Genomic DNA, 23,136 nt, shown 5'->3' with positions numbered 1-23,136 from the left:
GGTTTTCCCGCCGCAGGTGCGTGAGCATGAGCCGTTCTGAAACCCCTACCTTCGACTTCAGGCAGGCTGCTGCCAGGCAGTTCAACGACCGGCCGACGTTGCGGCAGGTTGCCAGTGAGCAACTGCTGAGCGTGTTGCTGGCAGAGCTGCCATGGCTTGCCTTCGTAACGCCGGCCCTGGCCACTGCTGATCCACTGATGCTGGACAGTCCCGACCCTTCCACTGCTCACTGGACCACCCAGCGACTGCTTGACCGGGTGCTGCAAGGGTTACTCGATCCGCAGCCGCTGAGCGTCGAACCCCTGCCGGACGGGCGTCATTACAACCTCGCGCTCGCGGCATCGCACCGCTTCGCCGGCTCGAACAGCCCATTCGATTCTCGACAACTGTCGGGTTTGTCCAATGCGCTGAACGCCCTGACAGCGCAATTGCCGCAACGCTTCCGTGAGGCGCAGCTCAGGTACTGGTCGAGCCAGGGCAGCGCTGGCGTCAGCCGGGATCGCTGGTTGCAGCTGCTGCTGAAAACCGCCTTGCTGCGCGGCCTTTCGTTTCAGGACCTGGACGAACACGAGCGGGCCTGCATCCGCGGCGTGATCCGTGGCGGCAGCGACCAGCCGTCAGCGTTCTTCGTCCAGGTGACGGTGGACAGTGCCGCGCGGCAATACGAAGAGCTGCTGTGCAACCTGCTGGTGCTCGGGGAGTGGGATGAACGGCAAGTGATCTTGTGGTGCGCGCCATCGGGTGTGGTACGCAGCTTTGCGTCGCTGACGGCCTTCGAACGTGCGCTTCGTGACGACCTCGCCCAGCGCTATGCGTTCGAGCGGATGAGCTGGCAACGTTTGCCTGTCGAAGGCAATGTCTTCGCCCAGCAAGTCGCAGTGATGCTGGACACGATGTTCAACGCTGTCGATCGGCTGCGCTACGGCGGGCTGAAGGACATCGCGGCACTGGAACAGTGCTTCGCCCGCCTGAGCGATCCGGCTTCATGGTTCGTTCGCTATGAAAATGACACTGGCGCGGTAACGCCGCCTCCGGGCTTGCTCGCCAGCTCTGCCCAGGCCAGTTTTGCCTGTGTCGCCGCGCTTGTGCAGATTGCCACCTACCACCTGGATTCGAACGGTATCGCGGCATTGCAGGGTGTTCAGTCGTTGCATGAGTTCGCCTGCCAGCGGCTGGCCGAGCGCATCCGCGAGGAGCATGCCGAGGAATGTTCGCCGGACGACATACTCGTTGACCTGTACCTGGCACGCGGCATGCCGGGCGGGGCCGCGACCGGCACCGGAGGCGGCGAGCCGCTGGTGTTCGCTGGCAGCAGGACACTGAGCGAATTGGCCATCGGTAATCTTGCCGCGCTTGGCGGTGCCAGTATCCGCCAGGTTCGCCGTCGCGATGGCGGCAATGTCGGGCAATGGATGAATGCCGAATCGATCAGGCGTCTGGTCGCCGACGTGGATATCGGTGGGCGTTACCCGGCGTATGTCGCGAACAGGCTGGATGACCCTGGCGAGCGTGCGCAGCGGGTCCGTCGATTCGGCAGGGAATGGCGCAGCACGCTGCTCTCCAGTGCTGTTACCGGCAGGCTCGAGCGCAAGGTCTCGGAAGCGGGCCTGCAGTGTGTGGTCGACTTCTGCGCGGGGCATGTGGACCCCGCTGAGCCGCGAATGATGCTGTTCCCCCTGGCATTCAGGCGCAGCGCGACATCCCGGCAACCCGACAGGGTACGCGGCATGTACATCCTTTACTGCGCTGAACCCTCGCTGGTGCTGCTGTATCGCCCTCTGTACGGCCAGGACACGCTTCGAGAGTATGCAAGCCTCGAAGCCTTGCTCGAACATGCACGCGAATCGAAGCGCTTGCAGGACAGCATTGTCGAGTGGATGGCGCCGGCTGCCAGGGCCATCTATCAGCAGGGAGGCCTCCAGGAGCCGCATATCGCCACCATCGGCACCGACTTCTTCGCGGCCCCTGCGACGCCTGAGCCTGCCCGCTTGTCCATCGGCTTCTGGCGCAACGACCTTGACCAACGGCTCTATGCGGCAAACCGAGAACTGCTTGTCGAGCTTGCGGACGAACAGTCCGTGTCCAACAGCGAGAACCGCTGGCAGACACTCACTCAAGGCGCATGGCTGCTGTTCGATGTGGCGACGTTGCTTGTCCGTGGCCCGGCAGCCGGCGTGGCATGGCTGGTGCAGCTGCTCGCCTCGTTGAACAACGACCTGCAGGTGCTTGAGCAGGGAGAGGCGTTCGCTTCGTCGGCTGCCGTTGCCGATCTGCTGCTGAACCTTTGCATGACGTTGCTGCATGCCCGTCAGCCTGCGCCGGCAGTGCTGCCGCACGAGGAGCCAGTGGATTCTTCAGGGTTCGAAGGCCCTGCTGCACAGCGCGGCGCCTTCGCCGAGATCGCAGTTGCCCCGGTGCAGGCCCCGGCAGGTTCCGGCGATGCCCTGGCAGCGCGGGCAGGGCGTTGGCTCGACTTCGCCTGGCGGGGCCAGAACGGCTTCAACGGCTTGCCGCCAGCACGGCGACAAGCCTTGCTGGGCATGCGCTCGAACGTGTCGCTCAATGGCCTGGAACCGCTGACGACCCTGGATGCCCAGGGCCTGTACCGTATCGGCGACATTCACTATGCCAGCCTGGCCGGCGACGCCTATCGCGTCGAGCGACTGCCGGAGGGTGTACGGGTAGTCGACTCGCAAGGCGCTCCAGGCCCCTGGCTGGTACGGTCCGACGGCGTCTGGCGGGTGGACTCGGCGCTTCGCCTGGCAGGCGGCATGCAGCGCAGCTCCACACGGGTTCGGCTGGCCAATCGCTTCCGTGAACTGCATGAGAAGATCAGCCAGCTGGACTTGCAGGTCAACGATGCCATGGATCGCTTCGGCACGCAGGCCAGCCAGTCGCTCGAAGCGAAGGGCAAGCTGCAAGGCCTCGAGCTGCTCCGGGCGAAGGCCGCCGCCGAACAGTCCCTTGGAGCGCAGGAAGGCGAAAGTGCTTCGATACAGGCGCTGCTGCAGCGCTACGACGAGCGCATAGCCCAGCTGGAGCAGGATGCCCTGACCCAGAGGGACCAGTCCATACAGCAGCTGGAGACCGCTGCCAGCGTCGAAAAGACCATCCTGGGCTTGCTGGCGACCATCAAGGAACCCAAGTATGCCAGCGAGCGGGTGAAGGATGGCTGGGATGCCATCATCGCGCAGCACGAGCAATCGGTTCGGGCGGGGCTCATCAGAAACAGCGACTTCATTGTCGATGAGCTGTGGAACCTTGCCGACTATCAGCAACTCGCCGAGCTGCAAAAGGGCCTGGATGGGCAACTGATCGCTCAGGTCCCCGAGCCTTACAGGCAGCTTCGCCGGAGGCTTGAAACCGTCGTGGGCCTGCAGGAGCGCATGCTCCTGGCGCAACAGCAACTGGATGAGGTGTTGACCGATACGCCAGACGATTTCGAGGTTGCCGTTGCGCCCCAGCCCACACGCACCGTTGCGCAAGTGATCGCCCTGCGCAGGTTCAACACGGTGCAATTGCGGTTTCAGCAGGTTCTGCACCTGGCCGATCTTGCCTTGCACCTGGACAGCGGCAGCGGGGCGAGCACGCTGGCGGCCTACAGGGAGGAACTGACCGGTCTGGGCCTGCGCAGCGCGGCGGATGCCCACGGTGACCTGGTGGCTTCCAACCTGCCGGCGGCGGACAGGATCGTCATCCTGCAGGAAGCCTGGGACGAATACACGGCCGCGCTGCTCAACAGTGATCGTATCGGCAAGGAGGGTGGGCAGCTCATCGACCCGGTCATGATCGAACGCTACCGGGAACATGTCGGCAGGCTCAAGCTCGATGCCGGCAGCCGCCTGGTCGATGCGATTCGCGAACTGGATGGCGCCAGTGCATCCGACAAGCGTTCGCCCTATCCGGTCTCCAGCGAGCCGCAACGTCTGGTGCGCAATGGCCAGGGGCAGTTGCTGATAGGGAACGAGGTCGAAGTGAAGTCCCAGCGCCTCGTGCAGGTGCGCGAGTCGCTCAGTGGCCAGGTGCTGGCCACGTTCGAGCAGGTGGACGGCGAATGGCGCGAGCGTGAGGGCGAGTTGCGCCCCCTGGCTGACGAGCCGCCTCCGGAAGACCTGTCGATGTGGGTTCAATCGCTGCTCGACGCAAGTGACAGTGTCCGGGAAAAGGCCAAGGCCTACGTCGAGAACGACATCAAGGGCACCCTGCTCGGTCAGCTGTTCGACCAGCAGCTGGGCAAGCTTGGGCAGGCGGCAAGCGTCGTGCGTGATGCCGGCGGCAACGATGCGTTGCTCAAGGCGCTGGAGCGCGATGAAGACGCCTTGCGTGCCGAGCGAAAGCTGCGGCTCACCACGCTCTACACCGACACCAGCTACCCGGGCGCCGAAGCACTCAGGTTCTTGCACGATGAAGGCCTGATCACCGTTGAATACGGCGAAAGACGAACCATGCAGGATGGCAGTGCGTTTGACGAATACAAGGTGTTACGTCTGCCAAGCAGGCGGAACCTCTGGGCTGCGCACTTCCATCTGCGAGCGCCAGACGCCTATGCCCAGGATTTCACGGTCGGCCACCTGAAGACCTGGAGCCAGCGTCGCCTGAGCAGTCGCCTTGCAGCCGGTGCCGGGCAACGCCTGCATCGCGGCAAGCTGACCCTGGAGCAGGCCAGGGGCATCATTCCGTTCACCTGAACCGGCCGAGGCCTGCGCTGCGCCTTCAGCGATTGCTGTAGCGACCCTGCTTGCCGTGGGCCGGCATCGCCTGGTTGCCCCGCTCGGCGATCATCTGGCTCAGGCTGATCAAGCGCACGCCTTGGCGCTGCAGGTGCGGCAGCTCGCGTGCCAGCACCTCCAGCGTCTGCGGATAGGGGTGGCCGATCAGCACTGCCGAGCCTTGCTTGTGGGCGAGGGCGATACCCTGGCGCAGTTGCCCGCTGATTGCATCGGTGGTTCGCTCGTCGTCAAGGAACACGTCCCTTGAAACATGCGCGAGCCCTTGCGCCTGGGCCTCGGCCGCCGCCACGGTGGCGGCACTGGTACGGCTGTCGACGAAGAACAGGTGGCGCCGTTGCAACTCCCCCATCAACCAGGCCATCGGCTCGCGCTGGGCGGTCATGCGGCTGCCCATGTGGTTGTTGATGCCGGCGGCGTAAGGGACCTTGGCCAAGGCCGTGTCCAGGCGCCGGGCCAGTTCTTCGATGGCGATGCCGGGGTGCCAGGCGTAGGGCCCGGTGGCCGGGTCCATGGGCATGTGCAGGATCACCGTCTTGCCGGCCTTGTGGGCCTGGCGGGCGAAGTCCGTGGCATGCGGGGTGTCGGGCATGATCGCCATCGTCACCGGGCCGGGCAGGGCCAGGGTCCGGCTGTCACGTTCGGGGCTCTGGCCCAGGTCGTCGATGATGATGCTCAGGTAGGCCTTGCCGGCCGGCGCCGCTTGCGCGACGCCGGCCAACAGGCAGAACAGCAGACACAGCAGATAACGCATGGGGGGTATCAGTCGCCCTTGGTGATGTTCAGGCCTTTGAGCAGGCTCAGTGCCTGGCTCAGCTGGTAGTCACTGTCCTGCAGGCGCTCGGTGCGCTTGCTGCTGCCGGTCGGGCGGTCGGCGCCGCCATTGCCGTTGCCCAGGTGGCCTTGCAGGTCGGCTTCCTTGAAGGTGTCGTTGTCGCTGGCATCGGCGGTCAGCTTGGCCGGGCGCACCTCGATGTCGGGGACGATGCCCTGGGCCTGGATCGAGCGGCCGTTGGGGGTGTAGTACAGCGCGGTGGTGAGTTTCAGAGCGCGGTCGTTGGCCAGCGGCAGCACGGTCTGCACCGAGCCCTTGCCGAAGCTGTCGGTGCCCATCAGCACCGCGCGTTTCGGGTCTTGCAGGGCGCCGGCGACGATTTCCGAGGCCGAGGCGCTGCCGCCGTTGATCAGCACCACCAGCGGCACGCCTTCGCTGGCGTCGGCCGGGTCGGCATAGAAGCGCAGCTCGGAGTTGGCGATGCGGCCCTTGGTGTAGACGATCAGGCCCTTGGTCAGGAAGTGGTCGGCCACTTCCACCGCGGCCTGCAGCACGCCGCCAGGGTTGTTGCGCAGGTCGAGCACTATCCCGCGCAGCTTCTTGCCGTTGTCCTTGCGCAGCTTGGCCAGGGCCTTGCCGACTTCCTCGCCGGTCTTGACCTGGAACTGGGTGATGCGGATGTAGCCGTAGCCGCTTTCCAGCAGCTGGCTCTTGACGCTCTTTACCTGGATTACCGCGCGGGCGAGGGTCACGTCGAACGGGTTGCCGCCGTCGCGGACCAGGGTCAGGGTGATCTTCTCGCCGATCTTGCCGCGCATCTTGTCGACCGCCTCGGTCATGGTCTGGCCCCGGGTCGGCGCGCCGTTGATCTTGACGATCAGGTCGCCGGCCTGCACGCCGGCACGGGAGGCCGGGGTGTCGTCGATCGGCGACACCACCTTGATCATGCCGTCTTCCTGGCCGACTTCGATGCCCAGGCCACCGAACTCGCCACTGGTGCTCTCCTGCAGTTCCTGGAAGTCCTCGGGGCCGAGGTAGGCCGAGTGCGGGTCGAGGTTGCTGAGCATGCCCTTGATGGCGTTTTCCAGCAGGGTCTTGTCGTCCACAGGCTCCACATAGGCGGCCTTGATGCGGTCCATGACCTCGGCGAAGGTGCGCAGCTCTTCCAGTGGCAGCGGCGCCTTGGCGGTGGCCTCGCTGGCTGGCACCGCGGCTGGCTTGGCAGGCGTGGCCTTGGCCGGCTCGGCGGCGACGGCCAGGGGTGCACCGACCACCAGGGCGATGGTCAGGGCCAGCTGGGTGAGGCGAGGCGAGTGCAGCATGTCGAACGAACTCCTGATCCTGTAGGCGCTCCCGCAGGAGCATCGGTGCAGCGCCAGGCGCTACGCCGTCAATGTTGTGTCAGCCTCGGCACCACTGCGAAGGGTCGGAGGGCCGGCCCTGCTGGCGGATGGCGAAGTACAAGCCTGCGGCGTCCTGGCCGCCGCTGTCGCCAACGGTGGAAATGGCCTCGCCGGCCTTGACGATGTCCCCGGCGCTCTTGAGCAGGCTCTGGTTGTGGCCGTAGAGGCTCAGGTAACCATTACCATGGTCGAGAATGACCAGAAGTCCAGCGCCGCGCAACCAGTCGGCGAACACCACGCGCCCGCCATGCACGGCGCGCACCTGGGTGCCGGGGCTGGCGCTGATCATCACCCCGTCCCACTTGGCACGGGCATCGCTGCCGCGGGCATCACCGAAGCGTGCCAGCAGTCGACCATTGACCGGCCATGGAAGTTTTCCCCGGGCTGCGGAAAAAGCACCGCCGTAGTTGGCGCCGTCGCTGGAAACCATCGGGCCGAGGGTGGTGCGGGCCTTCTTCGGCGGCTCTGCGTCTTCCTTGTCGGCTTTGTCCTCGCGGGCGGCGAGGGCTTCCTGGCGGCGCTTTTCGGCTTCCTGCTGGGCCAGCAGGGCCTTCTTGCGCGCTTCTTCGGCTTCGCGGGCCTGGCGGGCGAGGGTTTCCTCGATGGTCTTGAGCACCTTGGCCAGGTCTGCCTGGTCCTGCTGGCGTGCCTGCAGCTTCTGGTCGCCGTCCTTGACGTCGCTGTTGAGCTTGGCCAGGACCTGCTGGCGCTTGCTGCGCTCGGCGTCCAGGGCCTGGCGGCGGCCGTCGAGGTCGGCGCGCTGGGCCAGCAGCTGTTCCTGCTGGCGGGAGATGTCCTGTTCGACGTTGGCCAACTGGCGCAAGGTCTCGTTGAAGGCCTTGAGCTGTTCGAGGCGAGCCTTGCTCAGGTAATCGTAATAGGTGAGGGTGCGGGCGAACTTCTCGGGGTTCTGCTGGTTGAGCAGCAGCTTGAGGTATTCCTCGCGACCGTTGTTCTGGTAGGCCGAGCGGGCCTGGATGGCGATCAGTCGCTGTTGTTCAACGCGGGCGCTCTGGAGTTTTTTTTTCTCGGTATCAAGGCGCTCCAGCTCGCCCTCGGTCTTTTTTAGTTCTTGTTGCAGGGCCTCCACCTGCTTCTCCAGGTTGCCGATGTCGGTTTCGGTGGCCTTGAGGTCTTTTTGCACGCCGGCTTTTTCTTCCTGGAGCTTGCCCAGGGTCTTCTTGAGCTCGGCAATGTCCTGGCGGGTGGCGTCCAGTTGTTGCTGGGTCTGCGCGCGCTCGTCGGCGAAGGCCGGGCTGAGCAGGCAGGACAGGGCTAATAGGATCAGGGCGCGTAGCATGGGGTTTGGCGTACCGGGGATGGAGACTGGCCTAGTATGCCCGCCTGGGCGGGCAAAAAAAACGCCTCGCTGCGGGGGCAGCGGGGCGTTTGTCCGGAATTGACCGAGTCAGGCGTCGACCAGGATCGAGGTGCCGGTCATTTCCGCCGGTTTTTCCAGGCCCAGCAGTTTCAGCATGGTCGGCGCCACGTCGGCCAGCACGCCGCCTTCGCGGACCTGTACCTTGCGCTTGCCGACATAGATGAATGGCACCGGCTCGCTGGTGTGCGCCGTGTGCGCCTGGCCGGTGCAGGCGTCTTCCATCTGCTCGACGTTACCGTGGTCGGCGGTGATCAGTGCTTCGCCATCGACCTTTTCCAGCGCCTCGACGATGCGCCCGACGCAGCTGTCCAGGGCCTCGACCGCTTTGACCGCCGCCTCGAACACGCCAGTGTGGCCGACCATGTCGCCGTTGGCGTAGTTGACCACGATCACGTCGAAGCGCTGCTGCTCGATGGCCTCGACAATGCGGTCGGTGACCTCTGGTGCGTTCATCTCGGGCTGCAGGTCGTAGGTGGCGACCTTTGGCGACGGGATCAGGATGCGCTCTTCGCCTTCGAATGGCTCCTCGCGGCCACCGGAGAAGAAGAAGGTGACGTGGGCATACTTCTCGGTTTCGGCGATGCGCAGCTGGGTCTTGCCGTTCTTCGCCAGGTACTCGCCCAGCACGTTGTTCAGGCTGGACGGGGCATAGGCTGCCGGGGCTGCGATTTTTGCCGAATACTGGGTCAGGCCGATGTAGGCGGCCATTTTCGGCAGGCGGGCACGCGGGAACTCGTTGAACTCGGGCTCGACGAAGGCCCGCGACAGCTCGCGGGCGCGGTCGGCGCGGAAGTTCATGAAGATCACCGCATCGCCGTCTTCGACCTTGACCGCTTCGCCGATGCGCGTGGCCTTGACGAACTCGTCGTTCTCCTCGCGGGCATAGGCGGCTTCCAGGCCTGCCAGCGCGGTGTCGGCGGTATGTTCGGCAACGCTGTCGACGATCAGGTTGTAGGCGGCGCTGACGCGGTCCCAGCGATTGTCACGATCCATCGCAAAATAGCGACCGATCAGGCTGGCGATGCGGCCCTTGCCGAGCCTGGCGAAGGTGGCGTCGAGCAGTTCGATGGACGACTGGGCGCTGCGTGGCGGGGTGTCGCGGCCGTCGAGGAAGGCGTGCAGGTAGATCTTCTCGGCGCCGCGCTGCGCGGCCAGTTCGGCCATGGCGACCAGGTGGTCCTGGTGGCTGTGCACGCCACCGTCGGAGAGCAGGCCGAGGATGTGCACGGCCTTGCCGGCACCTGCTGCCTTGTCCACCGCGCCGGTGAGCACCGGGTTCTGGAAGAACTCGCCATCGCGGATGGCCTTGGTCACGCGGGTGAAGTCCTGGTACACGACGCGGCCGGCGCCGAGGTTCATGTGACCGACTTCGGAGTTGCCCATCTGCCCGTCCGGCAGGCCGACATCCATCCCGGAACCGGAGATCAAACCGTGCGGCTGGGTGGCGCGCAGGCGGTCGTAGACCGGGGTGTTGGCGGCGTAGATGGCGTTGTATTCGGGGCTTTCGCTATGGCCGAATCCATCCAGGATGATCAGGACCAGGGGTTTGGGCGTGCTCGTCATCAATCAAACTCACGGTTGTTCAAAGATGATAAAGACACGCATTTTAGGGCAAATGCGCCATCAACGGCGAATATTCGTCCTGCTCACCGACCAGCGCGGGCCGCCTGGCAACATGAAGGTACTTTTACAGCCGGCCCGCCGGGCTTTGGTGGCACTGGGGGGCTGTGTATACTGGCCGGCATTTTCAATCGACTGGAACACCGCTGATGGTTGCTCACCTGATTCAATTCGCGACAGATCACTACATCCTGGTGGCGATCTTCGTTGTGCTGCTGGTCGCACTGCTGGTCAATGAAATCCGCCGCGGCGGGCAGAGCCTGAGCAATGGCCAGCTGACCGCGCTGGTCAACGCCGACAAGGCCCTGGTCATCGACATTCGCCCTGCCAAGGACTATTCCGCCGGCCACATCGTCGGTGCGCTGAACATCCCGCAGGACAAGCTGGCCAACCGCATGACCGAGCTTGAAAAGCACAAAGAGAAGACCCTGATCATCGTCGACGCCATGGGCCAGCAGTCCGGCGCGGTCTGCGGCGAGCTGCTCAAGGCGGGCTTCACCGCCGCCAAACTGAGCGGTGGCGTTTCCAGCTGGAAAGCCGATAACCTGCCCCTGGTGAAGTGATATGAAGCCCGTCATCGTCTATTCCAGCGACTACTGCCCCTACTGCATGCGCGCCAAGTACCTGCTCGAGAGCAAGGGCGTGGCCTTCGAAGAGATCAAGGTCGACGGCAAACCGCAGGTACGCGCCGAGATGAGCCAGAAGGCCGGCCGCACCTCGGTGCCGCAGATCTGGATCGGCAGCACCCACGTCGGTGGATGCGATGACCTCTATGCCCTGGAGCGCGCCGGCAAGCTCGATGCGCTGCTGGCGGCCTGATTTGCACTGCATTCCAAAACATTAGGATAAGGATCTGCCATGACTGACCAACAGACCAACGGCGCTGCTGCAGAAGACAACAGCCCTCAGTTCTCCCTGCAGCGCATCTACGTGCGCGATCTGTCGTTCGAGGCCCCGAAAAGCCCGCAGATCTTCCGCCAGCAGTGGGAGCCGAGCGTCGCCCTGGACCTGAACACCAAGCAGAAGGCCCTGGAAGGCGACTTCCACGAAGTGGTGCTGACCCTGTCGGTCACCGTGAAGAACGGTGACGAAGTGGCCTTCATCGCCGAAGTGCAGCAGGCGGGCATCTTCCTGATCGCCAACCTCGACGCCGCCTCGATGAGCCACACCCTCGGCGCGTTCTGCCCGAACATCCTGTTCCCGTACGCTCGCGAGACCCTGGACAGCCTGGTGACCCGTGGTTCGTTCCCGGCCCTGATGCTGTCGCCGGTCAACTTCGATGCCCTGTACGCGCAAGAGCTGCAGCGCATGCAGGAAGCAGGCGAAACGCCGACCGTGCAGTAATCGCTGCCGGTACAAGAAAAGCGCCTTTCGGGGCGCTTTTTTGTTGCCTGTGCCGGCCTCTTCGCGGGTAAACCCGCTCCCACAGGAATGGCGCCAACCTTCAGGCATGCGCAGTACCTGTGGGAGCGGGTTTACCCGCGAAAGGGCCGGTACAGGCTAACGATCAGCTCCCGGCAAACCCGTTCTGCCGCCAGGCTTCATAGACGGTCACCGCCACGGTATTGGACAGGTTCAGGCTCCGGCACCCCGGCCGCATCGGCAGGCGCAGGCGCTGTTCGGTCGGCAGGCTGTCCAGCACCTCGGCCGGCAGGCCGCGGCTCTCGGGGCCGAACAGGAAGGCATCGCCAGGCCGGTAGGCCACGTCGTGGAACGGCTGCGAGCCCTTGGTGGTGAAGGCGAACAGCCGTGGGTTGCCGAGGCTTTCCAGGCACGCGGCCAGGCTCTCATGGCGCTTGAGCGTGGCATACTCGTGGTAGTCCAGGCCCGCGCGGCGCAGGCGTTTGTCGTCCAGCTCGAAACTGATCGGCTCGATCAGGTGCAGGGCGCAGCCGCTGTTGGCGCACAGGCGGATGATGTTGCCGGTATTCGGCGGAATTTCTGGTTGAAAAAGGATGACGTGAAACATGCACGGCTCCAAGCAAGAAGATGACGCGCATTCTACCCCCGAACCGGACGAGCGTTCGCAAGCTTGGCCGAAGGTGCTGTTTTCCATGGCGATCGTCGGGCTGATGGTGGGCCTGATGATCGGCCGCCTGACCGCCCCCGACGAGCGCGTGCTGGAGCAGGTGGCGGTGGTGCAGGACGGGTTGGACCTGTGGTTCAACGAAGAGCCGAAGCTGCATGGCGAGAATGTCGACGGCACCGTGGCGCTGCTGTTCGAGGCCGATGGCAAGGCGCAGCGTGGCCAGCTCGACCTGCAGGGCAAGCCGGTCGGTTGGCGGGTACAGAAGAGCGAGCAAGGGTTGCTGGTGACGCTGGTGGCCGCGCGCCCCCTGCACGGCGAGTGGGCCGGTGCAGAGGACGCTGGACGTTGGCGGGTGCAGGTGAGGCTGCACGAATAAAAGAGGGGATATCTCGGCCTGCCTGTACCAAGGTCCCCGAAAGCGGCGTTGCTGCGAATAAAAGAGGGGTCACCCGGCCTGCCTGTACCAGGGCCCCCGAAACTGGTGATGTATTAGCTATTGCAGGGGACGTGCCAGTTTTGCAAAGCCCGTGAATACTGGGGCTTGAAGGGGATTTGGCCGGATTTGAAGGGGATTTGTGCCTTAGGGAGGTGCAGGGAGCACAGGATCGGTGCAGAGCGCCGGATGGCATTTGAAGGCTGCAAATGCATTCGCGGGTAAACCCGCTCCCACAGGTATTGCACAAGCTTCAAGCCTGGCACGGTCCCTGTGGGAGCGGGTTTACCCGCGAATGCGTCGGAACAGGTGATTATGAATCAGTGATCCTCACCCTCATCCTCATCCCCGCCATCCACGTTCATCCCCAGCTCCTTGATCTTGCGGGTCAGGGTATTGCGCCCCCAGCCCAGCAACACCGCCGCATCCCGCCGGCGCCCGGCGGTGTGCTTGAGCGCGGTTTCGATCATGATCCGCTCGAAGCTGGGCACCGCGCTGTCGAGCAGGTTCGACTGCCCGCGCGCCAGGGCCTGGTCGGCCCACTGGCGCAGCGCCTGCTCCCAATTGGTTACCGGCGCGGCATCCTGGGGCAGATTGAGCAGCTCCGGCGGCAGGTCGCCGACCAGCACTTCGCGGCTGGAGGCCATCACGGTGATCCAGCGGCAAGTGTTCTCCAGCTGGCGCACGTTGCCCGGCCACGGCAGGTTGCGGATGAATTCTTCGGTTTCCGGCTTCAGCAGCTTCGGCTCCACCGCCAGCTCCTGGGCGGCGCGGCCAAGGAAGTGGCGGGCCAGGGCCGGAATGTCCTCGCGGCGGTCGGCCAGGCGTGGGATGTGGATGCGGATCACGTTGAGGCGGTGGAACAAGTCTTCACGGAATTTGCCGGCGGTGACCAGTGACTCCAGGTTCTGGTGGGTCGCGGCGATGATGCGCACGTCGACCTTCACCGGCACATGGCCGCCAACCCGGTAGAACTCGCCGTCGGCCAGCACCCGCAGCAGGCGGGTCTGGGTGTCGGCCGGCATGTCGCCGATCTCGTCGAGGAACAGCGTGCCGCCATCGGCCTGCTCGAAGCGCCCCCGACGCAGGTTGGCCGCGCCGGTGAAGGCGCCTTTCTCGTGGCCGAACAGCTCCGATTCCATCAGGTCCTTGGGGATCGCCGCCATGTTCAGCGCGATGAACGGCGAGGCCGCGCGCGGGCTGTGGCGGTGCAGGGCGTGGGCCACCAGCTCTTTGCCGGTACCCGATTCACCGTTGATCAGCACGGTGATGTTGGAGTGGCTGAGGCGGCCGATGGCGCGGAACACCTCCTGCATCGCCGGCGCCTCACCGATGATCTCCGGCGTGCGGGTCAGCGCCTGCGGCACGTCCAGGCCTTGTTGCTCCTGGGCATGCTGGTTGGCGCGCTTGACCAGGGACACGGCCTCGTCGACGTCGAACGGCTTGGGCAGGTACTCGAAGGCACCGCCCTGGTACGAGGCCACGGCGCTGTCCAGGTCGGAGTGCGCGGTCATGATGATGACCGGCAGGCGCGGGTGCTGCTCGCGGATCTGTGCCAGCAGGTCGAGGCCGCTGGCGCCGGGCATGCGGATGTCGGAAATGATCACGTCCGGCTGCTGCCGGGCCAGGCGGCCCATCACGCCGTCGGCGCTGTCGAAGCTCTGGGTGGTCATGCCTTCCTGTTGCAGGGCTTTTTCCAGGACCCAGCGGATGGAGCGGTCATCGTCGACGATCCATACGGTTTCACTGCGGCTCATGAGGCGGTGGCTCCTTGTTCCAGGGGCAGGAAGATCGAGAAGGCGGTGTGCCCCGCGTGGCTTTCACACTCGATCAGACCCTGGTGCTGGCTGATGATGTTCTGGGTAATGGCCAGGCCCAGCCCGGTACCGTCCGGGCGCCCGCTGACCATGGGATAGAAGAGGGTGTCCTGCAGTTCTGTCGGGATGCCTGGGCCGTTGTCGATGATTTCGACACGGGCTACCAGGCGATGGCGCACATGGCCGATGGTGAACTGGCGCATGGCGCGACTGCGCAGGGTGATGCGGCCCAGGCGCAGCTCGTTCTGCGAGCTGATCGCCTGCATGGCGTTGCGCACGATGTTGAGCACGGCCTGGATCATCTGCTCGCGGTCGATCAGCACATCCGGCAGGCTCGGGTCGTAGTCGCGCACCAAGGTGATGCAGCCCTGGCTTTCGGCCTCGACCAGGCTGCAGACGCGCTCCAGCACCTCGTGGATGTTGGTCATCGCCAGCGATGGCAGCTTGTTGGAGCCCAGCATGCGGTCGACCAGGTTGCGCAGGCGGTCGGCCTCTTCGATGATCACGTTGGTGTAGTCGCGCAGGCTTTCTTCCGGCAGCTCGCGGGCCAGCAGCTGCGCTGCGCCGCGGATGCCGCCGAGCGGGTTCTTGATTTCGTGGGCCAGGCCGCGCACCAGCATCTTGGTGGTTTCCTGCTTGCTCAGCTGGGCCTCTTCCTTGGTGATGCGCAGCAGCCGGTCACGCGGGTGCACTTCCAGCAGCAACAGGGTATTGCCCTGGTGCAGGATCGGCGTCACGGCATAGTCGACGGTGATCGCCTGGCCGGTCAGCGAGGTCAGTTGCGCTTCGCGCTTGGTGAACGGGTGCGCGTGCTCCACCGCCTGGCGCAGCGAGTTGAGCGCTTCGGTCGATTCGGTGAACAGCTCGCTGATGAACTGCCCGTGGCTGCGCTGGCCGCTGACGGCCAGGAGCATCTCCGCGGCCGGGTTCATGTATTCCAGGCGCAGCTCGGCGTTGAGCAGGAGCGTGGCGGTGGTCAGGTTGTCCAGAAGCAGACGGTGCTGTGCATCGCTGATGGTCATAAGGCGTCGTTGACCTCTTTTGGCGCTTGCCCGGCACGGGTTTGCCCCGGCTCGGGCGCGCTGTGGATCCGCTGATGCCTGCAAAATGCAAGAAACAAACCAAGGCTCCGAAAAGAAGCGGAATTTGCCCATAAAGGCCGGTAATTGCGCAGATTCGGACCAGAATGTCTCGGTTTAACGTTTCACGTGACCTGTTTTGGGGTGCATTCAAGGGCGTGCAGCGCTTGAGTGCACCAATATAGAGCATAGAGGATTCGCTATTTATCGCACAGTTGGCCGGTAGCGCGGACCAGGGCTTGTCGGGTCAAGGCATCCACTGGCCGGTGTGCCAGGGCCAGGGCAAGCGTTGCGTCGCAATTCTCTGGAGGCTGCTGATGGAACCTGGCCAGGCGGTCGAGCAGCTCGGTCTGCAGTGCATCGAGTCGTGGGCGGATTGTCTGCTGCAAGTCGCTGCGTTGCGTGTCGGGTGCGCGGCCGTTGGCATGCCATCGGGAAAGCAGCGTGTACTGCACCAGCTTGCTGGCTTCGATCTGGTCGACGAAAAAGGCTTCTGCACGCAGCGGGGCCAGGTCGTGGCCAGGGGCGAGCGCGCGTACGTTGCTCAGCACCTGTGCTTCGCGCAGGCTGGCCTGGACCGGCTGCTGGTTGTCCCATTTGTGCAGGGCGACGGCTTCGGCCAGGGTCAGGCGGCGTTCGATGCTGTCCAGCAAGGGTGCAAGGACGGGGTCCTTGGCAGTGGCGCAGCCGCTCAGGCTGATGATGGCGAACGCGGCGAAAGGCAAGAGACGCATGATGGACCTCCAGTGGGTGGAGGCCTGATTGTGGCAATGCGCGCAGAGGCTTCGGGTAAGACGGTTCCGAAGTTCTTGAAGGCCAAAACAGAAACGGCCTCCCGAAGGAGGCCGTCTTGATCACGTCACCGGCGCAAGGCGCCGATCAGATCAGCAGCTGTAGTACAGCTCGTATTCCAGCGGGTGCACGAAGGTGCGGACCTTGATCTCTTCTTCGCTCTTCAGTTCGATGAAGGCATCGATGAAGTCGTCGGAGAACACGCCGCCCTTGGTCAGGAACGCACGGCCTTTGTCCAGCTCTTCCAGGGCCTCTTTCAGGCTGCCGCAAACCTGCGGGATGTCCTTGGCCTCTTCTGGCGGCAGGTCATACAGGTTCTTGTCGGCGGCGTCGCCTGGGTGGATCTTGTTCTGGATACCGTCCAGGCCGGCCATCAGCAGGGCCGCGAAGGCCAGGTACGGGTTGGCCGATGGGTCCGGGAAGCGGGCTTCGATACGGCGGGCTTTCGGGCTGCCGACGTAAGGAATACGGATCGAGGCGGAACGGTTGCGCGCCGAGTAGGCCAGCATTACCGGGGCTTCGAAGCCTGGGACCAGACGCTTGTAGGAGTTGGTCGACGGGTTGGTGAAGCCGTTCAGGGCCTTGCCGTGCTTGATGATGCCGCCAATGAAGTACAGGGCGGTGTCGGACAGACCGGCATAGCCTTCGCCGGAGAAGGTGTTCTTGCCTTCTTTCCAGATCGACATGTGCACGTGCATGCCCGAGCCGTTGTCGCCGTAGAGTGGCTTCGGCATGAAGGTGGCGGTGCGGCCGTAGGCGTCGGCAACGTTGTGCACGACGTATTTCAGGGCCTGTACTTCGTCAGCCTTCTTCACCAGGGTGTTGAACTTGACGCCGATTTCGTTCTGGCCGGCAGTCGCCACTTCGTGGTGGTGAACTTCGACGGTCTGACCCATTTCTTCCAGTGCGTTGCACATGGCAGTACGGATTTCGTGGTCGTGGTCGAACGGCGGAACCGGGAAGTAGCCGCCTTTCACGCCTGGACGGTGGCCTTTGTTGCCGCCTTCGACATCAGCGTCGGACATCCACGAGCCTTGCTCGGAGAAGATCTTGAACATCGAGCCGGAGATGTCCGACTTGAACTTCACTTCGTCGAAGATGAAGAACTCTGGCTCCGGGCCGGCGAACACGGTGTCACCGATGCCGGTGCTCTTCAGGTACTCTTCGGCGCGCTTGGCGATCGCACGTGGGTCGCGATCGTAGCCTTGCATGCTCGACGGGTCGACGATGTCGCAGGTGATGATCAGGGTCGGTTCTTCGGTGAACGGGTCCAGGACAGCAGTCTCGTCGACTGGCATCAGGATCATGTCGGAAGCTTCGATGCCTTTCCAGCCAGCGATGGAGGAGCCGTCGAACATCTTGCCGACTTCGAAGAAGTCTTCGTCCAGGCCATCACGCGCCGGCATGGTCACGTGATGCTGTACGCCCTTGGTGTCCGTGAAACGCAGATCAATCCACTTGACGTCATGATCTTTGATGAGTTGAACCGACTTCGACATGTTGTCCTCCGGAGGGTCTAGAGCGCGGTAGGCCGCTGCTCTGGAAAAAGGGTGTTGCCGGGCGCGGATAGTCGGCCAAGCTTACCTGCCTCACAAGGGAGCAAATTGCATGCCAGTGCCCGAAAATGGCGAGGCCGGGATAAAAGGGGGCGTTTGCGGGCATTTGCCGGGGTGGCGGGGCAAAAAGATGCACTCTTAGGAGGCAGGAATCGAGTTTAGAGCACCAAATGGGTGCACGGCTTGAAGAGTGTGCCTTCTTGGAGGGCCTCTTCGCGGGTAAACCCGCCCCTGCAGGGGATCGCGGTTCCTGTGGGAGCGGGTTTACCCGCGAAAGGGCCGGCACTGGCGGCGCAAAACCCTGGTCCTGCATTTATCTCGAACCTTCTGATCAAAAGTTGCTCAAATCCTGAGCAATTTCCGCTATAATTCGCGCCCCTCATTTTCGGCAGGCCCTGCGCGCGCTGTTAAACCAATGAAACTTATCGTCAAAGTCTTCCCAGAGATCACCATCAAGAGCCGGCCGGTGCGCAAGCGCTTCATCCGCCAGCTCGGCAAGAACATCCGCAACGTGCTCAAGGACCTCGATCCAGAGCTCGCGGTCGATGGTGTCTGGGACAATCTCGAGGTGGTCACCCGCGTCGAGGACGAGAAGGTCCAGCGCGAGATGATCGAGCGCCTCACCTGCACCCCGGGCATCACCCACTTCCTGCAGGTCGAGGAATACCCGCTGGGCGACTTCGACGACATCGTCGCCAAGTGCAAGCAGCACTACGGCCACCTGCTGGCCGGCAAGCGTTTCTCGGTGCGCTGCAAGCGTGGCGGCCACCACGACTTCACCTCGATGGACGTCGACCGCTACGTCGGCAGCCAGCTGCGCCAGCAGTGCGGCGCCGCCGGCATCGACCTGAAGACGCCTGAAGTGGTGGTGCGCATGGAAATCCGCAACCAGCGCCTGTACGTGATCCACAACCAGCACAACGGCATCGGCGGCTACCCACTGGGCGCCCTGGAACAGACCCTGGTGCTGATGTCCGGTGGCTTCGACTCCACCGTGGCCGCCTACCAGATGATGCGCCGCGGCCTGATGACCCACTTCTGCTTCTTCAACCTCGGCGGCCGTGCCCACGAGCTGGGCGTGATGGAAGTGGCCCACTACCTGTGGAAGAAGTACGGCAGCAGCCAGCGCGTGCTGTTCATCAGCGTGCCGTTCGAGGAAGTGGTCGGCGAGATCCTCAACAAGGTCGACAACAGCTACATGGGCGTGACCCTCAAACGCATGATGCTGCGCGGCGCCGCGCACATGGCCGACCGCCTGCAGATCGAGGCGCTGGTCACCGGCGAGGCGATCTCCCAGGTCTCCAGCCAGACCCTGCCGAACCTGTCGATCATCGACTCGGCCACCGACAAGCTGGTGTTGCGCCCGTTGCTGGCGAGCCACAAGCAGGACATCATCGACCAGGCCACCGAAATCGGCACCGCCGACTTCGCCAAGCACATGCCCGAATACTGCGGCGTGATCTCGGTGAACCCGACCACCCATGCCAAGCGCCACCGCATGGAGCACGAAGAAAAGCAGTTCGACATGGCCGTGCTGGAGCGTGCCCTGGAGCGCGCCAAGTTCATCTCCATCGATCATGTGATCGACGAGCTGGGCAAGGACATCGAAATCGAGGAAGTGGCCGAGGCACTGCCGGGCCAGATCGTCATCGACATTCGTCACCCCGACGCCCAGGAAGACCAACCTCTGGCCCTGGACGGCATCGAAGTCCAGGCCATGCCGTTCTATGCCATCAACAGCAAGTTCAAGCATCTGGACCCTACGCGCCAGTACTTGCTGTATTGCGACAAAGGTGTGATGAGCCGCTTGCACGCACACCACCTGCTCAGTGAGGGACATGCCAATGTGCGTGTTTATCGTCCGACATAAGACGCCAGGGCTGTATGGCGGCAGCATCCGCCATCGCCCTCCCGACCGCCGGGCCCGCTGAGCCTAAAAGCGTACATATTCGCCACCTACACTGGGTGGCAACCGAATCCTCTGATCGAGATACAGTTGTGATCGAAAATCTGCGTAACATCGCCATCATCGCCCACGTTGACCATGGTAAAACCACCCTGGTCGACAAACTCCTGCGTCAGTCCGGCACCCTGGAGCGCAACGAGCTCAACGACGAGCGCGTCATGGACTCCAACGACCAGGAAAAAGAGCGCGGTATTACCATTCTGGCGAAAAACACCGCCATCAACTGGAACGGCTACCACATCAACATCGTCGACACCCCCGGCCACGCCGACTTCGGTGGCGAGGTTGAGCGTGTGATGTCGATGGTCGACTCCGTGCTGCTGCTGGTCGACGCCCAGGACGGCCCGATGCCGCAAACCCGCTTCGTGACCAAGAAGGCCTTCGAAGCCGGCCTGAAGCCGATCGTCGTGATCAACAAGGTCGACCGTCCGGGCGCGCGTCCTGACTGGGTTCTGGACCAGATCTTCGACCTGTTCGACAACCTCGGCGCCACCGACGAACAGCTGGACTTCAAAGTCGTCTACGCTTCGGCCCTGAACGGCATCGCCGGTCTGGACCACACCGCCATGGGCGAAGACATGACTGCCCTGTACCAGTCGATCGTCGACAACGTACCGGCCCCGGACGTCGACCGTGACGGTTCGTTCCAGATGCAGATCTCCGCACTGGACTACAACAGCTTCCTCGGCGTCATCGGTGTTGGCCGTATCGCCCGTGGCCGCGTCAAGCCGAACACCCCGGTCGTCGCCATCGACACCAACGGCAAGAAGCGCAACGGCCGTATCCTCAAGCTGATGGGCCACCACGGCCTGCACCGCATCGACGTCGAAGAAGCCCAGGCTGGCGACATCGTCTGCATCAGCGGTTTCGACGAGCTGTTCATCTCCGACACCCTGTGCGCCCCGGACGCGGTAGAAGCGATGAAGCCGCTGACCGTCGACGAGCCGACCGTTTCGATGACCTTCCAGGTCAACGACTCGCCGTTCTGCGGCAAGGAAGGCAAGTTCGTCACCAGCCGTAACATCAAGGACCGTCTGGACAAGGAGCTGCTGTACAACGTAGCCCTGCGCGTTCAGGAAACCGACTCCCCAGACAAGTTCAAGGTCTCGGGCCGTGGTGAGCTGCACCTGTCCGTTCTGATCGAAACCATGCGCCGTGAAGGCTTCGAGATGGCCGTGGGCCGTCCTGAAGTGATCATCCGTGAAGTCGGCGGCGTGAAGCAGGAACCGTTCGAGAACGTCACCATCGACATCCCTGAAGAATCCCAGGGCAAGGTCATGGAAGAGATGGGCCTGCGTAAGGGCGACCTGACCAACATGGTGCCGGATGGCAAGGGCCGTGTGCGCCTGGAGTACAACATTCCAGCCCGTGGTCTGATCGGTTTCCGTAACCAGTTCCTGACCCTGACCAACGGCGCAGGCATCCTGACCTCGATCTTCGATCGCTACGACACCATGAAGTCGGGCCAGATGTCCGGCCGCCTGAACGGTGTTCTGGTTTCGGTTGAAACCGGCAAGGCGCTGACCTACTCGCTGGAAACCCTGCAGGCTCGCGGCAAGCTGTTCGTCGAACACGGCCAGGAGATCTACAACGGTCAGATCATCGGCCTGAACAGCCGTGACAACGACCTGGGCGTGAACCCGACCAAAGGCAAGAAGCTCGACAACATGCGTGCTTCGGGCAAGGACGAAGTCATCGCCCTGGTACCGCCAGTTCGCCACACCCTGGAACAGGCTCTGGAATTCATCCAGGACGACGAGCTGTGCGAAGTGACTCCTAAGTCGATCCGTCTGCGCAAGAAGATCCTGGACGAAGGCGAGCGTACCCGCGCTGCCAAGAAAGCCAAGAACTGAGTTAGCTCAGGCTGAATGAAAACGCCCCCGGTCGAAAGGCCGGGGGCGTTTTTGTTTGTCTGGCGCAAGCTTTGTAAGTGTTGTCTCAAGCCCACGTAGGCTGCCTCTCTCAGGGACGTTCGTGCCTTGCGAGGGGAGGGCAGGGCGACCTAGGGTGGAATGCTTACTCATTCCGGACGCCCGCCCATGAAGTACCGATTCGCTCTGGCCATCCCCTGCCTGGTGGCCAGCTTCCATGCCAGTGCCCTTCAGGATTGCAGCGGCCTGCGTCCGCAGGAAATCGTCCGCTGCCATATCGGCAATGTGCAACAGGCACCCTTGGAGTACGAATTGCTCGAGGAGTCTTCCGAGACCGGCTACGCGTTTCGTCGCCTGCAGATGCGCTCTCAGTTGTGGGAGCCGGCCCCGGTCGTCGAGCCGCGTCGCTGGCAGCATGATGTCGAGCTGCATGTCCCGCATGACGCAGTGCCTGGCAATGCGTTGCTGGTGGTGAACAACGGTGTGCGCCATGGTCCGGCGCAAACGCCTGACTATTCGCGTGAAGCGTTGCGCGAAGTTGCGCTCAGGGCGCGTATCGCCGTCGTGATGGTCAGTGACGTACCCAACCAGTACGTGACCTTCAGCGATGCCGAAACGCCGATGCGCGAAGATGACGCCGTGGCCCATACCTGGGCTCATTCACTTCGGGGCGCTGCGCCGGAACTGCCGCTGCATGTGCCGATGGCTGCCGCGGCGAGCGAGGCGATGGACCTGGCCGAACAAGAACTGCTACTGCAAGGGCTCAAGGTGGAGCGCTTCATCATCACCGGTGCGTCCAAGCGCGGCTGGAGCGCCTGGCTCACGGCATTGGCCGATGAGCGGGTGATGGCCATCGTGCCCAGCGTGATAGACGTGATGGATACCTCGACGATGCTCTCCGGAATGCGTCAACGCTATGGTGGTCACTGGCCGTTGGCCCTGGGGGCCTACCAGCAGGCTGGTGTGTTGCAACAGCTGGGCACTCCGGCCTTCGAGCGGTTGATGGCGATGATGGACCCGATGCAGTACCAGAACGAGGAGGGGCAGCGCCTGGCGATTCCCAAGTACCTGGTGTCCGCCAGTGGTGACGACTTCTTCGTCCCTGACCCGGTCACCGATTACCAGCAGCGTCTGCCAGGCCAGACGAGCTTGAGGGTGTTGCCGAATTCCGATCATGGCGGGGTGCGTCGGGCAGTGCTGAGCACCCTGGTGCCGGCTGTGACGCGCTTGCGTGATGGCAAGCCGTTGCCGAGCGTGCAGGTGTCGGTGCTCAGGCAGGGTAGCCAGTTGGCCGTCGAATTCTCCGAGCCGCCGGTAGCGGTAAAGCTGTGGACAGCGATCAACCGCCAGGATCGCGACTTCCGCTATGCCTGCGGGGTGCGCTACCAGTCCGAGACGCTAACGCCCCAGCTGCGCTTCACCTTGCCGCACACGGTGCCGGCCGTCGGTTGGCAAGCGCAGTTCGTCGAAGCCAGATTCGCCGACGGCTTCATCGCCACCAGCCCGGTCAGCGTGCTGCCGCAGAGCTACCCCGGGCATCCGCCGGCGGAGCAGGGTGGGGCTTGTCGCAGCTTTCCCGCTGAGGCTGCCTGAAAGTCAGTCACTCCGGTGTTCGCGGGTAAACCCGCTCCCACAGGACTTTGCAGCGCTTGTGTGGGAGCGGGTTTACCCGCGAAGAGGCCGGAAC

At 63.7% G+C, this 23,136-nt stretch carries 17 protein-coding genes; 8 read left to right on the top strand and 9 right to left on the bottom strand.

Features of this window, described 5'->3' with window-relative positions; genetic code table 11:
* Window positions 1-26: 26 nt before the first annotated feature.
* Window positions 27-4,688 (top strand): hypothetical protein, encoded by a 4,662-nt coding sequence (locus tag ACIP21_RS11935; protein WP_400687575.1) that lies wholly within the window; start codon window positions 27-29, stop codon window positions 4,686-4,688.
* 25 nt (window positions 4,689-4,713) lie between these two features.
* Here ACIP21_RS11935 and ACIP21_RS11930 read toward each other — a convergent pair whose 3' ends face one another.
* The 4 genes from ACIP21_RS11930 to gpmI form a co-directional block, all read right to left on the bottom strand.
* On the bottom strand, window positions 4,714-5,481 hold the full coding sequence (locus ACIP21_RS11930; protein WP_400687573.1) for a divergent polysaccharide deacetylase family protein: 768 nt from the start codon (window positions 5,479-5,481) through the stop codon (window positions 4,714-4,716).
* 8 nt (window positions 5,482-5,489) lie between these two features.
* Window positions 5,490-6,824, bottom strand: coding sequence for a S41 family peptidase (locus ACIP21_RS11925; RefSeq protein ID WP_400687571.1), 1,335 nt, complete (start codon window positions 6,822-6,824; stop codon window positions 5,490-5,492).
* A gap of 79 nt (window positions 6,825-6,903) precedes the next feature.
* The gene (locus ACIP21_RS11920; protein ID WP_400687569.1) at window positions 6,904-8,205 is read right to left on the bottom strand and encodes a murein hydrolase activator EnvC family protein; all 1,302 of its coding nucleotides are present in this window, start codon (window positions 8,203-8,205) and stop codon (window positions 6,904-6,906) included.
* A 108-nt stretch (window positions 8,206-8,313) separates the two neighbouring features.
* Entirely contained in the window at window positions 8,314-9,849 is a 1,536-nt protein-coding gene (gene gpmI, locus ACIP21_RS11915) for a 2,3-bisphosphoglycerate-independent phosphoglycerate mutase (protein ID WP_400687567.1), read from the bottom strand.
* A gap of 206 nt (window positions 9,850-10,055) precedes the next feature.
* Between gpmI and ACIP21_RS11910 the strand changes: the two genes are divergently transcribed.
* The 3 genes from ACIP21_RS11910 to secB are packed head-to-tail and all read left to right on the top strand — an operon-like array spanning window position 10,056 to window position 11,250.
* Entirely contained in the window at window positions 10,056-10,469 is a 414-nt protein-coding gene (locus tag ACIP21_RS11910) for a rhodanese-like domain-containing protein (protein ID WP_400687565.1), read from the top strand.
* A gap of 1 nt (window position 10,470) precedes the next feature.
* Complete coding sequence (gene grxC / locus ACIP21_RS11905; protein WP_003249204.1) at window positions 10,471-10,725, top strand: glutaredoxin 3; 255 nt, start codon at window positions 10,471-10,473, stop codon at window positions 10,723-10,725.
* Between the two features lie 39 nt (window positions 10,726-10,764).
* On the top strand, window positions 10,765-11,250 hold the full coding sequence (secB, locus tag ACIP21_RS11900; RefSeq protein WP_167064543.1) for a protein-export chaperone SecB: 486 nt from the start codon (window positions 10,765-10,767) through the stop codon (window positions 11,248-11,250).
* Window positions 11,251-11,413: 163 nt separating this feature from the next.
* Here secB and trmL read toward each other — a convergent pair whose 3' ends face one another.
* Window positions 11,414-11,875 (bottom strand): tRNA (uridine(34)/cytosine(34)/5-carboxymethylaminomethyluridine(34)-2'-O)-methyltransferase TrmL, encoded by a 462-nt coding sequence (trmL, locus tag ACIP21_RS11895; RefSeq protein WP_400687562.1) that lies wholly within the window; start codon window positions 11,873-11,875, stop codon window positions 11,414-11,416.
* Here trmL and ACIP21_RS11890 point away from each other — a divergent pair.
* Window positions 11,874-12,311, top strand: a complete 438-nt coding sequence (locus tag ACIP21_RS11890; RefSeq protein WP_400687560.1) for a hypothetical protein — start codon at window positions 11,874-11,876, stop codon at window positions 12,309-12,311. The genes trmL and ACIP21_RS11890 overlap by 2 nt on opposite strands.
* A 377-nt stretch (window positions 12,312-12,688) precedes the next feature.
* On the opposite strand, the gene ntrC is transcribed toward ACIP21_RS11890, so the two are convergent.
* From ntrC to glnA, 4 genes are all read right to left on the bottom strand, one after another.
* The gene (gene ntrC / locus ACIP21_RS11885) at window positions 12,689-14,125 is read right to left on the bottom strand and encodes a nitrogen regulation protein NR(I) (RefSeq protein WP_400687558.1); all 1,437 of its coding nucleotides are present in this window, start codon (window positions 14,123-14,125) and stop codon (window positions 12,689-12,691) included.
* Window positions 14,122-15,207 carry a nitrogen regulation protein NR(II) gene (gene glnL / locus ACIP21_RS11880; protein WP_400687556.1) on the bottom strand — a complete coding sequence of 362 codons (1,086 nt, stop codon included), beginning with the start codon at window positions 15,205-15,207 and terminating at the stop codon, window positions 14,122-14,124. Before glnL ends, ntrC begins: the two co-directional genes overlap by 4 nt.
* A gap of 257 nt (window positions 15,208-15,464) precedes the next feature.
* Window positions 15,465-15,998, bottom strand: coding sequence for a chorismate mutase (locus tag ACIP21_RS11875; RefSeq protein WP_400687554.1), 534 nt, complete (start codon window positions 15,996-15,998; stop codon window positions 15,465-15,467).
* Between the two features lie 150 nt (window positions 15,999-16,148).
* Entirely contained in the window at window positions 16,149-17,555 is a 1,407-nt protein-coding gene (glnA, locus tag ACIP21_RS11870) for a type I glutamate--ammonia ligase (protein ID WP_369988488.1), read from the bottom strand.
* 472 nt (window positions 17,556-18,027) lie between these two features.
* Here glnA and thiI point away from each other — a divergent pair, with 472 nt between their 5' ends.
* The 3 genes from thiI to ACIP21_RS11855 all read left to right on the top strand — a co-directional run bounded on the left by thiI (window position 18,028) and on the right by ACIP21_RS11855 (window position 23,042).
* The gene (gene thiI, locus ACIP21_RS11865; RefSeq protein ID WP_400687552.1) at window positions 18,028-19,482 is read left to right on the top strand and encodes a tRNA uracil 4-sulfurtransferase ThiI; all 1,455 of its coding nucleotides are present in this window, start codon (window positions 18,028-18,030) and stop codon (window positions 19,480-19,482) included.
* 128 nt (window positions 19,483-19,610) lie between these two features.
* Window positions 19,611-21,431: a translational GTPase TypA gene (typA, locus tag ACIP21_RS11860; protein WP_400687550.1), complete on the top strand. Its 1,821-nt coding sequence runs from the start codon at window positions 19,611-19,613 to the stop codon at window positions 21,429-21,431.
* Between the two features lie 186 nt (window positions 21,432-21,617).
* A complete protein-coding gene (locus ACIP21_RS11855) occupies window positions 21,618-23,042 on the top strand; it encodes a PhoPQ-activated protein PqaA family protein (protein ID WP_400687548.1) in 1,425 nt (474 codons plus the stop codon).
* Window positions 23,043-23,136 lie beyond the last annotated feature (94 nt).

Source organism: Pseudomonas sp. NPDC089401, from assembly GCF_044749485.1.
Lineage (GTDB): Bacteria > Pseudomonadota > Gammaproteobacteria > Pseudomonadales > Pseudomonadaceae > Aquipseudomonas.
Note: the sequence above shows the minus strand (reverse complement) of the source record. Positions and strands in the feature narration are given on the sequence as shown.

Bases quoted from the DNA above. Each gene is read 5' to 3' on its own strand.
- grxC (WP_003249204.1), top strand. From the start codon at position 10,471: ATGAAGCCCGTCATCGTCTATTCCAGCGACTACTGCCCCTACTGCATG.
- ACIP21_RS11930 (WP_400687573.1), bottom strand. From the start codon at position 5,481: ATGCGTTATCTGCTGTGTCTGCTGTTCTGCCTGTTGGCCGGCGTCGCG.
- ACIP21_RS11920 (WP_400687569.1), bottom strand. From the start codon at position 8,205: ATGCTACGCGCCCTGATCCTATTAGCCCTGTCCTGCCTGCTCAGCCCG.
- glnA (WP_369988488.1), bottom strand. From the start codon at position 17,555: ATGTCGAAGTCGGTTCAACTCATCAAAGATCATGACGTCAAGTGGATT.
- ACIP21_RS11910 (WP_400687565.1), top strand. From the start codon at position 10,056: ATGGTTGCTCACCTGATTCAATTCGCGACAGATCACTACATCCTGGTG.
- ACIP21_RS11925 (WP_400687571.1), bottom strand. From the start codon at position 6,824: ATGCTGCACTCGCCTCGCCTCACCCAGCTGGCCCTGACCATCGCCCTG.
- ACIP21_RS11855 (WP_400687548.1), top strand. From the start codon at position 21,618: ATGAAGTACCGATTCGCTCTGGCCATCCCCTGCCTGGTGGCCAGCTTC.
- ACIP21_RS11935 (WP_400687575.1), top strand. From the start codon at position 27: ATGAGCCGTTCTGAAACCCCTACCTTCGACTTCAGGCAGGCTGCTGCC.
- ntrC (WP_400687558.1), bottom strand. From the start codon at position 14,125: ATGAGCCGCAGTGAAACCGTATGGATCGTCGACGATGACCGCTCCATC.
- trmL (WP_400687562.1), bottom strand. From the start codon at position 11,875: ATGTTTCACGTCATCCTTTTTCAACCAGAAATTCCGCCGAATACCGGC.
- ACIP21_RS11890 (WP_400687560.1), top strand. From the start codon at position 11,874: ATGCACGGCTCCAAGCAAGAAGATGACGCGCATTCTACCCCCGAACCG.
- secB (WP_167064543.1), top strand. From the start codon at position 10,765: ATGACTGACCAACAGACCAACGGCGCTGCTGCAGAAGACAACAGCCCT.
- ACIP21_RS11875 (WP_400687554.1), bottom strand. From the start codon at position 15,998: ATGCGTCTCTTGCCTTTCGCCGCGTTCGCCATCATCAGCCTGAGCGGC.
- thiI (WP_400687552.1), top strand. From the start codon at position 18,028: ATGAAACTTATCGTCAAAGTCTTCCCAGAGATCACCATCAAGAGCCGG.
- gpmI (WP_400687567.1), bottom strand. From the start codon at position 9,849: ATGACGAGCACGCCCAAACCCCTGGTCCTGATCATCCTGGATGGATTC.
- glnL (WP_400687556.1), bottom strand. From the start codon at position 15,207: ATGACCATCAGCGATGCACAGCACCGTCTGCTTCTGGACAACCTGACC.